12 protein-coding genes are annotated in these 13,853 nt (G+C 53.4%); 8 read left to right on the top strand and 4 right to left on the bottom strand.

Annotated features, from left to right (window positions below; translation table 11 throughout):
* Positions 1–151: 151 nt before the first annotated feature.
* On the bottom strand, positions 152–1,462 hold the full coding sequence (locus tag GP475_RS11230; protein ID WP_187974452.1) for an ATP-grasp domain-containing protein: 1,311 nt from the start codon (positions 1,460–1,462) through the stop codon (positions 152–154).
* A 495-nt stretch (positions 1,463–1,957) separates the two neighbouring features.
* On the opposite strand from GP475_RS11230, the gene GP475_RS11225 reads away from it, so the two are divergent.
* The 3 genes from GP475_RS11225 to GP475_RS11215 are packed head-to-tail and all read left to right on the top strand — an operon-like array spanning position 1,958 to position 5,201.
* Positions 1,958–2,560, top strand: coding sequence for a helix-turn-helix domain-containing protein (locus GP475_RS11225; protein WP_187974451.1), 603 nt, complete (start codon positions 1,958–1,960; stop codon positions 2,558–2,560).
* 23 nt (positions 2,561–2,583) lie between these two features.
* Positions 2,584–3,576, top strand: coding sequence for an agmatinase (gene speB / locus GP475_RS11220; RefSeq protein WP_187974450.1), 993 nt, complete (start codon positions 2,584–2,586; stop codon positions 3,574–3,576).
* Positions 3,576–5,201: a thiamine pyrophosphate-binding protein gene (locus GP475_RS11215; protein WP_187974449.1), complete on the top strand. Its 1,626-nt coding sequence runs from the start codon at positions 3,576–3,578 to the stop codon at positions 5,199–5,201. Before speB ends, GP475_RS11215 begins: the two co-directional genes overlap by 1 nt.
* 109 nt (positions 5,202–5,310) lie before the next feature.
* On the opposite strand, the gene GP475_RS11210 is transcribed toward GP475_RS11215, so the two are convergent.
* Positions 5,311–6,198 (bottom strand): fructose bisphosphate aldolase, encoded by an 888-nt coding sequence (locus GP475_RS11210; protein WP_187974448.1) that lies wholly within the window; start codon positions 6,196–6,198, stop codon positions 5,311–5,313.
* 253 nt (positions 6,199–6,451) lie between these two features.
* Here GP475_RS11210 and dnaK point away from each other — a divergent pair, with 253 nt between their 5' ends.
* The 5 genes from dnaK to exaC all read left to right on the top strand — a co-directional run bounded on the left by dnaK (position 6,452) and on the right by exaC (position 12,298).
* Positions 6,452–8,290: a molecular chaperone DnaK gene (dnaK, locus tag GP475_RS11205; RefSeq protein ID WP_187974447.1), complete on the top strand. Its 1,839-nt coding sequence runs from the start codon at positions 6,452–6,454 to the stop codon at positions 8,288–8,290.
* Complete coding sequence (gene grpE / locus GP475_RS11200) at positions 8,287–8,973, top strand: nucleotide exchange factor GrpE (protein ID WP_187974446.1); 687 nt, start codon at positions 8,287–8,289, stop codon at positions 8,971–8,973. Before dnaK ends, grpE begins: the two co-directional genes overlap by 4 nt.
* A gap of 97 nt (positions 8,974–9,070) precedes the next feature.
* A complete protein-coding gene (gene dnaJ, locus GP475_RS11195) occupies positions 9,071–10,270 on the top strand; it encodes a molecular chaperone DnaJ (RefSeq protein ID WP_187974445.1) in 1,200 nt (399 codons plus the stop codon).
* A 19-nt stretch (positions 10,271–10,289) separates the two neighbouring features.
* Positions 10,290–10,703 carry a heat shock protein transcriptional repressor HspR gene (locus GP475_RS11190; RefSeq protein WP_187974444.1) on the top strand — a complete coding sequence of 138 codons (414 nt, stop codon included), beginning with the start codon at positions 10,290–10,292 and terminating at the stop codon, positions 10,701–10,703.
* A gap of 74 nt (positions 10,704–10,777) precedes the next feature.
* On the top strand, positions 10,778–12,298 hold the full coding sequence (gene exaC / locus GP475_RS11185; RefSeq protein WP_187974443.1) for an acetaldehyde dehydrogenase ExaC: 1,521 nt from the start codon (positions 10,778–10,780) through the stop codon (positions 12,296–12,298).
* On the opposite strand, the gene GP475_RS11180 is transcribed toward exaC, so the two are convergent.
* Both GP475_RS11180 and GP475_RS11175 read right to left on the bottom strand, forming a co-directional pair.
* Positions 12,295–13,434 carry an alpha/beta hydrolase gene (locus GP475_RS11180; protein ID WP_187974442.1) on the bottom strand — a complete coding sequence of 380 codons (1,140 nt, stop codon included), beginning with the start codon at positions 13,432–13,434 and terminating at the stop codon, positions 12,295–12,297. The genes exaC and GP475_RS11180 overlap by 4 nt on opposite strands.
* Positions 13,427–13,696, bottom strand: coding sequence for a hypothetical protein (locus GP475_RS11175; RefSeq protein WP_187974441.1), 270 nt, complete (start codon positions 13,694–13,696; stop codon positions 13,427–13,429). The genes GP475_RS11180 and GP475_RS11175 overlap by 8 nt, the downstream gene beginning before the upstream one ends.
* Positions 13,697–13,853: the final 157 nt, after the last annotated feature.

Raw genomic sequence — 13,853 nt, 5'->3', positions numbered from 1 at the left:
GGTATAGATTAATATATTGCCAATACCATTGATATTGGTATCCTGCTTTTACAAGAACTAAAGGGCGAAAATATATCTCTAGGTTTAGTTAAATACTGACCGCAATGGGGAAGTAGTAGTTACCCAGTATCGGATTTTATTCACATTATGATCATTGCCCCTCATTGGATAGTTGAGCCACTTCGATCTTGCATAAATTCTCTGCCTGGTTGAGGTTGTCGTTGACTGTGGTTTGATCACGTCCATAACTAAAGAGCACCGAGCCTCTGGCAGTGGACGAGTTAACGGCGTGGGGGTGTTCCAGTGGTTGTGCTTGCCAGTAAACCTTGGTGGCCGGTGGCAGCGTGTTTCTCACGCTGATTCCTTGAACCATCCCCGCGTTAACCTCGATGAATCGAACTCCGGCGCAGTAGCGAATTGGAGGAAGAGGTGGTAGCGGTAGTCCACGCAGAGAGTCGATGAGTTCACCGTAGTAATCTAATTCCGGGCGGATGGCTGTGACCAGGTCAGGCGCAATTAAATCTCCTCCTTGTCGAACATGGAATTCTCCCCACACTATTGTCCCTTCCGGTGTCCTCCAGAATTCTGCATGGAGGTGTCCGCATTGAATTCCTAACGCAGTAATACAGTCTTGAAACTCTTGTTCTAGTTCAGCTTGGTTAGGCAGCTGTTGCGTTCCTGCTGGTTGGCGATGTCCAGTTTCCACGAACCGCTCGTTGGTTGTCTTTTCGGTAACTGCATACACACGCACTGTGCTTGCCGTCACTAAGCCTTCAATAGAGAATTCGTCGCCCTCAATAAATTCCTCGCAACAATAATCGTCAGAAAGACTCAGGTTAAGGGCCGAGATCTCATCAAGAGAGCTAATGAATTCGACGCCTATACTTCCCATTCCCGTCGCCGGCTTAACAATCCAGCCACGTGGGTTGTCTGAAGGATGGCTTACCCTGCATCCGAAGACGTCTTCAAATTCAATAGTGTCCCCAGGTCCAACACCACGAATTCGAAGACTGCGTGGCTGGTAAAACCCTGCCTGGTGAAGACGAGCCCGGCACGCAGGCTTGTCTTGAATCAGCTGAATACATTCAGGGGTATTTGCTGTTATATGAAGTTCTTTCGCGAAACGGCTGTTGAGCAATTGGTAGTTTTCCCGCAACGCGGCGGAAGCAACCACCGAACCTGGGCAGCGTTGCCGGATGGTTGAGATTGCTGTTATGAGGTGGGCTGAGGTGATATCCCGGGAAAACGCACCAGGAAGTGTAATTAAACAGTCAAGCGGGATTCGAGGTACTCCGTCGCGTAGGGATTCTTCGAAATCGATCCCGCAGATCAATAGATTCCGTTGTCGACAAGCCTGCAGAAAACCTCGGAACCATTGATCTGCCGCGTGAGAACCGGTGGTGGTTACCCCCACCAATAGCGCCCACTCTGCTTTCTTGAGTTCATCTTCAGCTACGGACACCTCTGCATTTTCCTTCCTCCGAGTCAGTATGTGCGTAATGACCACCGGAAACCTCAATGAGAGTAAAGCTGATCGCTTATCTCAGAGAATGGGGTATGAGTGTCATCTGATTCCCAAATGCTAATCAGATTTTGTTATTGCTTCAATAGTGGTTGGGGGAGATTGACGTCGTACCTAGGCGATAACGTGTGGAAATATCGTGACTAAAAACAGTTATTCTTAAAAATGGAGCTCTCCGTGTGGGGTAAAGAATGCCCCTGGGCTACATTCTGCTTGCCGCAGCCGGAAGAATCTCCTGGGCTCCTAGATGAGCGATGTTGGCCAGGCTATTGACGGCGATCAACTGGGGTCTCGCCATCTTGATTGGGATTGCCCACCCCGCAAATAGTGTATTTTAGATCACATTATGTAGACTTATGATAAACATGAGTTGTTAAATATGCAACAACTTTGGGTTGCCCAGCCTGGCATTTATGTGAAGGAACAAAGCGTCTGATGAAGTCTTTACCTCTTCGTCCTGAGGGAGATCCTGCTGGTTTTTCGTCGGGCACACAGCTGTATTTGGGGCGCCGGTTAAGAGCCCTGCGAGAGCAACGTCGGCTCACCTTAGACCAGGTCGCACGCGCCACCGGATTAAGCAAGAGTTTTATCTCCCGGATTGAGCGTGATTTAGTAAGCCCGTCGGTCAGCAGTCTGGTGACTATTTGTCAGGTGTTAGGGATTAGTGCTGGTGAGCTTCTTGATAGCCCTCAGACATACTTGGTTCGATATGAATCTGCGCCAGAAATTGATCTAGGCGGTGCTGGCATCGCAGAACGGCTACTTAGTCCTTTTGATCAACGAGGACTGCAACTTATCCATGCCAGCATAGCTCCGGGTGGGGAAGGGGAAGAAGAGCTCTACACCATGGATTGCGCTATGGAAGCGGTCCATGTCATATCAGGAGAGTTTGTTTTGGTGACCAGTGATGAGCAATACCAGCTTAAGAAAGGAGATACTGTCACTTTCCCTGGAAAAGAAGCTCACACGTGGCGTAATCCCCGCAGTGATGTCCCAGCAGAAGTGTTGTGGGTTCTTACTCGTTATCCCGTTCATTAATTCATTGAGAAAGGATATTATTCATGCTGCACACTCCCCGCATTATCGAAGGTGGACATATCGGCCCAGTGAACTCGGCTGAGGTACCACGTTTTAGTGGTGAGGCCACGTACGCGCTATTGCCGCGGCTACGTGATCTTCCCTCGGGACACCAGGCTGACATCAAAGTAGTGGGAATACCGTTTGATGCTGGGGTGTCTTATCGCTCCGGTGCTCGGTTCGGCTGCCAACATGTCCGGCAATCTTCCCGACTCCTGCGTCCGTATAACCCGGCTACTGATACCTCGCCTTTTGCTCAAGCGCAGGTGGTCGATGCTGGTGACATGGCGGTCAACCCCTTTAATATCAACGAGGCTATTGAAACTATTGAGCATGATGCTCTTGAACTGACTGCAAATGGTTCTTCATTGATGACCATTGGAGGGGATCACACGATCGCTTTGCCCCTCTTAAGAGCAGCCACCGCCCGTGCCGGCCAGCCGGTAGCATTTCTCCACTTTGACGCTCATCTTGATACCTGGGATACCTATTTCGGTGCCGACTATACTCATGGCACTCCGTTCCGTCGCGCGGTCGAAGAGGGAGTAATTGATACGGAAGCTATTTGTCACGTCGGAACTCGAGGGCCCCTGTACGGACGAAAAGATTTAGAAGATGATCGACGCTTCGGCTTCGGCATTATCACCAGCTCTGATGTCTTTCGCCAAGGAGTAGATGAAGTCGTTGACCGGCTTAGGCAACGGGTGGGGCGTCGGCCTCTCTATATTTCCGTGGATATTGATGTTCTTGATCCGGCGCACGCTCCCGGCACCGGGACCCCTGAGGCCGGAGGTATGACCAGCCGTGAGATCCTGGAAATTCTTCGCGGCCTTCGAGGTCTCAATATCGTTGGCGCTGACGTGGTTGAAGTAGCACCTGCCTATGATCACGCTGAACTTACCGGAATCGCTGCCTCACACGTAGCCTATGACCTCATCACACTCATGGCTGATCTTAAAGCTGGAAGGAAGAACTAATGCCGCGCACCGGTGGGAAAATCGTGGTAGACACCCTAGAATCCCTAGGAATCAGTGACGTTTTTGGCATTCCCGGCCAACACGCCTTAGCTCTTTTTGATGCTCTTGATGGATCTGCGCTGAGGTTTACGTCTTCACGAGTAGAAAACAACGCCGCCTTTATGGCCGATGGCTATGCCCGCTCTACCGGGAAACCCGCAGCTTTATTTCTTTCCACCGGTCCCGGGGCGCTAACCTCCCTAGCCGGGCTCCAGGAAGCCTATGCCAGCGGAGTCCCCATCTTGGTGGTGTGCGCCCAAATCCCTACCGCAGGCCTTGGTGGTGCCCGCAAAGGAATGCTGCACCAACTCGATAATCAAGCCGCAGCAGCAGCGCAAGTTACAAAAGTTCAATACACCGTGCGTGATGCCAACGCCTTACCTCACGTGTTGGCCGACGCCCACCAGGTTGCTCTCCGCGCCCCCCAAGGGCCGGTATGGGTAGAAATCCCCCAAGACGTGTTACTTGGTGAATATCTCATCGAACAAAACGTCCAACCCCAAGACATTCCTCCAGCCCCTGATGGTTTAGCCAGCCAAAGCGCCAGTCTTCTGGATCAAGCCCAGCGGCCAGTGATTTTAGCGGGAGGGGGAGCTGCGCGCTCAGGCGCGGCCACAGAACTACGCGCCCTCGCAGAACGCTTAGACGCACCGGTTGTGACCACTGCCGCTGGGCAAGAGGCATTTCCGCTTGATCACCCCTTGAGCGTGGGCTCCTGGGTGGAGGACCGAGCAGTCACAGACCTCATGGCCCAGGCCGATGTGCTTCTAGTCTTAGGTTCATCCTTAGGGGAGGTGACCTCCAACTACTTCACTCTTTCCCCAGAAGGAACAATTATTCAGGTTGATGCCAACCCGATGGTTATTGGCTCAAATCATGATGTGCTGGGGGTCTGTGCCGACATCAAAAACTACCTGCAGCAACTGGTTCCGCTCGTTTCTGCCAGCCACACGGAAGGTTCGACGCGGGCGGCGGCGGTGCGGAAAGCTATCGGCCAGCGCCTTGATGCTCAAGATCTCCAGCACGAACAGGCATTTCTTGACGCCCTGCGCGCTGCTATTCCCCGCGACGGCCATGTCTTCTGGGACATGACTATCGCAGCCTACTGGGGCTGGAATATGTGGGATCCTCAGGACGGGCGAAGCTCAACGGCGCAAGGAGCCGGCGGTTTAGGCTACGGATTCCCGGCAGCGTTGGGTGGGGCGGTAGGAAGCGGGAAAAGAACTGTAGCTATAGCCGGCGATGGTTCTGCGATGTATTCCGTGGCGGAATTAGCCTCCGCTGTACAGCACAATATCCCCGTGACTTGGGTAATTATTGATGACGGGGGATATGGGATTCTCCGCGAGTACATGACTGGGGCTTTTGGGAAAGCAGTAGGTACGGAACTTTCCAGACCAGATTTTGTGCAACTAGCCCACTCCTTTGGCGTTCCGGCGGAAAGAATTGTTCTGTCCGATGCCACTGATCCGCAGTCACGAAGTGAATGGTTCGACGCCCTCTCGGTGGCAGTACATAAATCCCCCCAGCATGGCCCCAACGTGGTGGTGTGTGAAACGACGTTGACGATGTTTGAAGCTAGCTAAGAGGACAACGCGCTGGAATTCCAATAAAAGGAGACCAGCCGAAGAAAACCCTGCACCCCCTAATTTGCTAAGGGGGCAGGGTTGTTCTTAGGTGGCGCTAGCCCTTCGCTTAGGCAATAGATGCTTCGTAGATGTCTTTGACCGAAGCAGCCAAAGTGGCGTCGAACTCCTCAGCGGATTGTTGGGCAGACAGGCCCTCAGTTAATGCGCGGGAGAAAGAAGCAATCAAGCCAGGGTTGCGGGAGAGGCGCTCATTAGCGTCGTCACGCTCATAACCTCCGGAGAGGGCTACCACGCGCATGACTCGCGGGTGCTCAATCAGCGGAGTGTAGAAGCCATCTTCGCTGGGGATGGTGACTTTGAGCATCACTTGCTGGTCTTCCGGAAGTTGATCCAGGTGAGCGGCGATTTCATCGCGCAGGATACGCTCTGCCTCAACTTTGTCGGGGCAGTCGATGGAAACTTCCGGCTCAATAATTGGCACCAATCCGTGGCCAAGGATTTGCCGTCCAACCTCAAATTGCTGGTCTACCACTGCCTTAATGCCCTCGGGGTTAGCCTGAGCAATAAAGGAACGCATCTTGGTGCCAAAAATGCCCTTCTTCACTGCGCGTTCGCACAGTTCATCAAGGCCAGGGTTGGGCTTCATCACCTGGACGCCGTTTTCCTCGTCGGCCAGGCCTTTGTCGGTCTTGAGTAGCGGGACAACGCCCTTCTTCTCCCAGAGATACTGGGCGGTGGGAAGACCGTCAATGTCCCGATCCATGGTCATCTCAAAAAGGATCGCGGCCAGGATCTGGTCAGAGTTAAAGGACGGGGAGGTGATGATCCGGGTGCGCATCTCGTGAACCAGGTTAAACATCTCCTCATCGGTGGAGTACTGGCCCTCGGGGATGCCATAAAGGCGCAATGCCTTAGGAGTTGATCCGCCGGACTGATCCAGCGCGGCAATAAATCCACGGCCTTCACGCATGATTTGCGCCTGCTCATTGTTCATAGATTTTCTCCTTTGCTTCCGATGATTAGGTACGGCTCCCAGGGTAGGCAATTGTGAGTTGATATGCGATAGGAGAAGATTAGGCGCCTGAGAGATCCGCTTTGACCTGCGTAAATAAAAAAGTTGAGTGAAGTGGGAACAAGTTTGGGGGCAGTGCCGTTGTATCAAGTGTCAGGTTGAGTGACTAAGACTCAAGGGGATGTTAAAGTAGTCCCCGGCGAACAATACAACGTCAACGAAGAAGGAGTTCATTATGGGACGTGCAGTAGGAATTGACCTTGGTACCACTAACTCTGTGGTAGCTGCTTTAGAAGGTGGCGAGGCAAAGGTTATCGCCAACTCCGAGGGTTCTCGGACCACCCCATCCATCGTGGCTTTCGCCAAGAATGGAGAGGTACTAGTTGGACAGTCCGCAAAGAACCAAGCGGTGACGAATGTGGATCGCACCGTGCGTTCGGTAAAGCGCCACATCGGTACTGACTGGACTGTCAGTATTGATGACAAGAAATACACCCCCCAGGAGATTTCTGCTCGCACCCTGATGAAGCTCAAGCGAGATGCGGAATCCTATTTGGGTGAGGAAGTCACCGACGCCGTCATTACTGTTCCCGCATACTTCGAAGATGCTCAGCGCCAGGCCACCAAGGAAGCCGGACAGATCGCTGGTCTTAACGTTCTTCGTATCGTGAATGAGCCAACTGCGGCAGCCTTGGCCTATGGCTTGGAGAAAGGTGACAAGGAACAAACCATTTTGGTCTTTGACCTTGGTGGCGGTACTTTCGACGTCTCCTTACTGGAAATCGGCGACGGAGTTGTGGAAGTTATGGCTACAGCCGGTGATAACAAGCTTGGTGGTGATGACTGGGATCAGCGCATCGTGGATTGGTTAGTGGAGAAATTCAAGAGCGCCAATGGAATTGACCTCACCAAGGACAAGATGGCGTTGCAGCGTCTGCGTGAAGCTGCCGAGAAAGCCAAGATTGAGCTGTCGAGCTCACAGCAGGCGAGCATCAACCTTCCGTACATCACCGTTGATCAGGATAAGAACCCGCTGTTCTTGGATGAAACCTTAAGCCGGACTGAGTTCCAGCGGATCACCCAGGATCTTTTGGACCGCACCAAGGAACCGTTTAACCGAGTGATTAAGGACGCTGACCTGTCGATTTCTGACATCGACCACGTGGTGTTGGTGGGTGGTTCCACTCGTATGCCAGCAGTCACCGAACTCGTGAAAGAACTCACTGGTGGCCGCGAGCCGAACAAGGGAGTCAACCCAGATGAGGTTGTGGCAGTTGGTGCCGCTCTTCAGGCTGGTGTGCTTCGTGGCGATGTTAAAGACGTGCTTCTTTTGGACGTCACTCCGCTATCCCTGGGTATTGAGACCAAAGGTGGCGTGATGACCAAGCTTATTGAGCGCAATACCACCATCCCCACCAAGCGTTCGGAAACCTTCACGACTGCAGAAGACAATCAGCCTTCGGTTCAGATCCAGGTTTTCCAGGGTGAACGGGAAATGGCGTCGGCTAATAAGCTGCTTGGTTCTTTTGAACTTGGTGGAATTGCTCCGGCTCCGCGCGGTGTCCCCCAGATTGAGGTGACTTTCGATATTGACGCCAACGGTATCGTCCACGTGACCGCAAAGGACAAGGGAACCGGAAAAGAAAACACCATCAAGATTCAGGATGGTTCCGGTTTGTCTCAGGAAGAAATTGATCGGATGATCAAGGACGCCGAGGCCCATGCGGAAGAAGACAAGAAGCGTCGCGAGGAGCAAGAAACCCGCAATAGCGCAGAAACCTTGGTGTACCAGACCCGCAAGGTGGCCGAAGAGAACTCTGACAAGGTGTCTGAGGAGATTCGGAACAAGGTGGAAGAGGCCGCCAAGGGAGTTGATGAGGCTCTCAAGGGCGATGACCTTGACGCTATTAAGAGTGCGGTAGAGAAGCTGAATAAGGAAGCCCAAGCTATGGGAACCGCTATTTATGAAGCTCAGGCCAACAGCGGCGCTACCCAGGCTGAAGGCGCAGCACCGCAGGACGATGATGTGGTGGATGCTGAGGTTGTTGACGATGAGGATGGTGAGAAGAAGTGACCCAGCCCCATAAGATGCCCGACGACCCTGGCGCTCCCGAGGTTACTGATCCTGAGGCAACATCTGCTGAACAAACAGAAGCTGCTGCAGAGGAAGCCGCTGTGAGCCAAGGGGAAGCGGACACCGCCTCGGCTGTGGCCCCGGAGGATGAGGCTATTGATGATCCAGAAGTTCAGGAGATGCTCGAAGAGATCGACACTGAACTGGAAGCTCACGAGTCTGATACCGCTGACCTAGGAGAAGAGACAACACCGGATCTTCAATCCCAACTGGATGAGAGAACCGAGGACTTAAAACGAGTCAGCGCCGAATACGCTAACTATCGGCGCCGGACTGACCGGGAACGAGTAGGAATTGCAGAGCAGGCAAAAGCCTCAGTGATAGCAAAATTCCTCCCCGTTTTGGATGACTTGGATCTTGCTGCACAGCACGGTGACCTCGATGAAGGGCCACTCAAGGCTTTCGCTGACAAATTCCAAGCGATCGTGCAGGCTGAAAAGCTCGAAGCCTTCGGTGCCGAAGGGGAAGCCTTTGATCCTGAAATCCATGAAGCGGTTCAGGATCTCTCTGAGGGCGATGACAAAGCCATTGGCACGGTTCTTCGCAAGGGATACCGTGTCGGTGACCGGATGATACGCACCGCCATGGTGATTATCGCCGATCCGGTTGTCCCCGAGGAATAGCGAGGACAGAACACAGTGGCGTCGGACTTCTCATCACTAAAAATCGCGGGAAGCTTCGGCGCCTTTTTCAACACGACAAGGGAGGAGGAGATGCCCAGTGACGCAGCAGGAATGGGCAGATAAGGACTACTACGCGGACCTGGGGGTCTCCTCGTCCGCGAGCGAAGAAGAAATTAAAAAGGCGTATCGGAAGATCGCTCGGGCCAACCACCCGGATGCCAATCCGGGAGATAAAACCGCTGAGGAACGCTTCAAGAAAGCCGCCGAAGCCTATGACGTGATCGGTGACAAAAAGAAGCGGAAAGAATATGACGAGCTTAAAGCCATGCTTCGCTCTGGCGGATTTGGCGGATTTGGCCGGGGAGGTGGTTCCGGATTTCCGGGCGGGTTTCGCACGACGCAAGAAGGCTTCTCGATGGAAGACATCTTCGGCGGAACAACCGGAGCGCGACAAGGTGGAAGATATACTTCGGACAGCGGCTTTGGGGATATCTTCAGTGGCTTTTTCAACGGTGGCAGTAGTGCTCGCCACTCAGCTCGGCCGTCGCGGGGGGCGGACGTCGAGACGGAAATAACGCTCGACTTCAGAGAAGCAGCCAAAGGCGCCACCATCACCTTGCAGATCACCGGAGAAGCCCCCTGCAGCCAGTGCCACGGTTCTGGTTCCGCGTCTGGTAACCCCAGCAGCTGTGCGGAATGCAAGGGAAGCGGTTTTGTCTCCGAGGACCGCGGCGCCTTTGGGTTCTCCGCGCCCTGTCAAAAATGCGGTGGCACCGGGCAAGTCATTATTGATCCGTGTGTACATTGCGATGGCAGCGGAACGGTACGACGCACCCGCAGCATAACCGTCCGCATTCCCGCCGGAGTCGTCGATGGGCAAAAGGTGCGATTGGCGGGCAAAGGAGAAGCCGGACCCAATGGTAAACCGGCTGGTGACCTCTTTGTCACCGTCCACGTCCGAGAGGATGAGGTATTTACTCGCCATGGTGATGACCTCGAGGTAATTGTCCCGGTATCTTATGCCGAATTAGCTCTTGGTGACACCATCACCGTGCCAACTTTGGATAATCCCGTACGAGTAAAGGTGCCAGCAGGTACGCCGGATGGACGGACACTGCGGGTGCGAGGTCGCGGAGTCCGTCGCCGTGACGGAAGTTCCGGTGACCTCTTGGTTGTGGTGCAAGTACAAGTACCTAAGAACCTGGATGTCAGAGCAACCAGTGCCCTGCGAACCTATGCGCAGGCGGAACGAGACTCCGGTTTCGATCCCCGGGCCGGGTGGGCTGGGCGCTCCTGAAAGGTGGTGAACCACGCTTATGGCTAAAAAACCAGGGCGCCAAGAAGATCTGGGTGAGGTTTTTGTCATCTCAGTAGCTGCTGAGTTAGCTGGTATGCATGCCCAAACGTTGCGGGCCTACGACCGTTTAGGGTTAGTAACTCCGATGCGAACATCTGGAGGGGGACGACGCTACTCCCGCCGTGATGTAGATATGCTCCGCAAAATTCAGCGGCTTAGCCAGGAAGATGGCGTCAACCTCGCCGGAATTAAAGCCATCATTGAATTAGCCGAAGAAAACGAGGAACTGAAGAAAGAAAACGAGCGGCTAAGGGACGAAAACGAGCGTCTTCATCGACAGGGACCACAACGGCCGCGAGGAGAAATCGTGCATGTACCGCGGTCAACGGCCATTGTGATGTGGGAGCCGACTCGGCGGCGACGACATCATTAGGTGACACAAAACTTCATCCGTTGGTAGTGTGGGCCACATCACTAACCCTACTGCTGAGGATGGAGGAATTCCTCGTGACTAAATATGCTAACCCCGGCACCGAAGGTTCCATTGTTAACTATGACAAGCGCTACGACAACTACATCGGTGGACAATGGGTGCCGCCCGTAGACGGCCGCTATATGGACAACATCAGTCCCGTGACCGGGGAAGTGTTCTGCCAGGTGGCTCGCTCCTCTGCCGCCGATGTAGATAAGGCTATTGATGCTGCGGAAGCAGCCGCACCTGCGTGGGGGAGAATGGCGGCAGCGGAACGCGCATTAATTTTGCACCATATTGCTGATCGGATGGAAGAACACCTCGAAGAACTTGCGGTGGCGGAAACCTGGGAAAATGGGAAAGCCGTACGAGAAACCCTTGCTGCAGATATTCCCTTAGCCATTGATCATTTCCGATATTTTGCTGGGGCAGTGCGCACCCAGGAAGGGCGCATGTCTCAGATTGACCACAACACGGTGGCCTATCACTTCTATGAGCCATTAGGAGTAGTAGGACAGATCATCCCGTGGAACTTCCCTATCTTGATGGCGGCATGGAAGATTGCCCCGGCTATGGCTGCCGGGGACACCATTGTTCTTAAGCCTGCCGAACAAACACCAGCATCGGTTCTTTATCTCATTAACATCATCGGGGATCTGATTCCGGATGGTGTTCTTAATATTGTCAATGGCCTTGGTGATGAAGCCGGGGCTGCTATTAGTGGATCTGATCGACTGGCTAAGGTGGCCTTTACTGGGTCCACGGAAGTCGGAAAAATTATCAATAAGGCTGCGGCGGATAAGATTATTCCGGTTACGTTGGAGCTCGGTGGAAAATCGCCTTCTATCTTCTTCCAGGATGTTACTGAGCACCATGACTCCTTCCTGGAGAAAGCAGTGGAAGGTTTCACTATGTTTGCGCTGAATCAAGGAGAGGTATGTACCTGCCCATCACGCGCATTAATCCATGAATCCATCGCGGATGAATTCCTTGAATTAGGCACCAAACGCGTGGAGCAAATCAAGATTGGGCATCCGCTTGATACTGAAACAATGATGGGTGCCCAGGCGTCCCAGGAGCAAATGGATAAGATCACCTCGTACCTCTCTATTGGTCCTGAGGAAGGAGCCACTACTCTTACCGGCGGTCATGTCAATAAGATCGAAGGTCTAGAAAACGGTTTCTACATTGAGCCGACGGTATTTAAAGGCACCAATGATATGCGAATCTTCCGGGAAGAAATCTTTGGCCCGGTGCTATCAGTAGCAACATTCTCCAGTTTTGAGGAAGCCATTCAGATCGCCAACGACACCAACTATGGTTTGGGCGCTGGCGTGTGGTCACGACACGGCAATACCGCCTATCGGGCGGCTCGAGAAATCCACGCCGGACGCGTCTGGGTGAATCAATACCACAACTATCCTGCACACGCTGCCTTTGGTGGATACAAGGAATCAGGTATTGGCCGAGAAACTCACCTCATGATGCTGAACCATTATCAAGAGGTAAAGAACATGCTGGTTTCTTATGATGAAAACCCCACCGGGTTGTTCTAGCTACTATCCCCGGTAGTCACCTTTTTTAGACGATCTTGAAAATCCGGATCTTCGAAGTAGGAAGAATGGTCGGAATGAGAGGGCCACAGTTGCGCTCCGAAAAATGGTGACGCCGGGCTAATTCCGTGGATCCCAGAGGCCCAACCTGAGGTCCACGCAATGTCATCGCGGGTTCCGGTCACGGCATATACCTCGGGGATACCTAGATCCTGGGCATGGTGTGCAGGTATTCCTGGGCTGCCGACGAATACCACGGCGTCGGTAGAAAGACCAGGGGATTGGGTAGCTGCTGTGCCGGCGACCACCGAACCATAGCTATAGCCCACCACTACCCGGCGTTGAGCAGGGGAACGGTGGGCTAAAGTAGCTTGAAATTCGGAGAGCTGCGGTGCAGCTGTTTTCGCTGCATGGGCAGCTGCGCCGTGGGCCAGAGAACTGGGGGCTTGATACCCCAGCCAGAGAACACTGGCGGTATTAGGGCCAGCATGAATATGGCGTAGCCGGGTGAGTTGGCGCTCCCAGGATTGAGGATCCGAAGACCCCACTCCGGCAACAAGAGTGGTGATGGACTCGGCAGAGTCAATATCTCCTAAGGCTAGGACCATGGTGTTGTCGCCGACTTCCAGGAGGGTGACATCAGGATTATTGGTTACGAGGGTACGAACGTGATCTGGGGCGTGTGCGAGGTTGAGGTGATGAATTTCTTCTGCGCTGAGCTGTGAACTATCGGAAAAACGACGCCGTGGGGGAGGGGCGGCCGGCGTGCAGAGTTCGGAAATATACTGTGCACAGTAGAGATCTAGAACCGCGGTCATGGTATGGAGCTGGTGAAGAATCATGCTGGCGGCAGGGCTAATGCTCCAAAGACTCAGGGCAAAAAAGCGAGCTTGTTCCACAGGGCGCTCTAGTTCTGCGGCGGTTTCGAGAATGGTGGAAATATTTTTTAGCGTGGTAGAGACGTCCTTAAAACCCTGGCTATATCCGTGAGCGAGAGCTAAAGCTGACGTGAAACCTAAACCCTGATGGGGGCTAAGAGCAGTGGTCCAGGCCTGCATGATCGAGTAAGTGTTGTAATCTAGCTGTTCTTTGGAGTGGCCCAGGCGAGCCGCCAGAGTACTTAGTGCAGCGCTACTCATGATGACCTCCTAGAGCCTGTGCAGTAGCGCTATCTTCTGCTTCTAGTTGGGAACAGAAATGCTGTACCTGGTTGTGGTGGTGGGATAACGACGTGGAGATCTGCGCTAATTGCCGATCTAAAAGTTCCAGGGTGTCAGCAAGAGCCGCACTGGTTTTCGGGAAATGCTCTATGGAGATAGATTCAGCTCCCACGGTGGGGCGGTGGAGGAGAATAAGCGATAGCAGGTGACGAAGATGTGGATGATAGTGGATAAGGTTCATGGCCAAAATTAAAGCGAAAAACTGCCTGCGAGGGGGCGTCGAACCTTGGAGGTTGTGGAAAACTTTTGTTTTCCACAGGGGCTGAACTAGCGCAGCGAAGGAAGAGCTAAGAAGAATAAGGGGGAAAGGGGGGAGGGCAGGGTAGCTCAGCCAACCC

It is taken from the genome of Corynebacterium poyangense, assembly GCF_014522205.1.
GTDB lineage: Bacteria > Actinomycetota > Actinomycetes > Mycobacteriales > Mycobacteriaceae > Corynebacterium > Corynebacterium poyangense.
Note: the sequence above shows the minus strand (reverse complement) of the source record. Positions and strands in the feature narration are given on the sequence as shown.

What these genes read in the sequence shown, in the direction of transcription:
- speB (WP_187974450.1), top strand. Translation starts at nt 2,584, where the DNA reads ATGCTGCACACTCCCCGCATTATCGAAGGTGGACATATCGGCCCAGTG.
- GP475_RS11180 (WP_187974442.1), bottom strand. Translation starts at nt 13,434, where the DNA reads ATGAGTAGCGCTGCACTAAGTACTCTGGCGGCTCGCCTGGGCCACTCC.
- GP475_RS11175 (WP_187974441.1), bottom strand. Translation starts at nt 13,696, where the DNA reads ATGAACCTTATCCACTATCATCCACATCTTCGTCACCTGCTATCGCTT.
- GP475_RS11190 (WP_187974444.1), top strand. Translation starts at nt 10,290, where the DNA reads ATGGCTAAAAAACCAGGGCGCCAAGAAGATCTGGGTGAGGTTTTTGTC.
- GP475_RS11215 (WP_187974449.1), top strand. Translation starts at nt 3,576, where the DNA reads ATGCCGCGCACCGGTGGGAAAATCGTGGTAGACACCCTAGAATCCCTA.
- GP475_RS11225 (WP_187974451.1), top strand. Translation starts at nt 1,958, where the DNA reads ATGAAGTCTTTACCTCTTCGTCCTGAGGGAGATCCTGCTGGTTTTTCG.
- dnaK (WP_187974447.1), top strand. Translation starts at nt 6,452, where the DNA reads ATGGGACGTGCAGTAGGAATTGACCTTGGTACCACTAACTCTGTGGTA.
- GP475_RS11210 (WP_187974448.1), bottom strand. Translation starts at nt 6,198, where the DNA reads ATGAACAATGAGCAGGCGCAAATCATGCGTGAAGGCCGTGGATTTATT.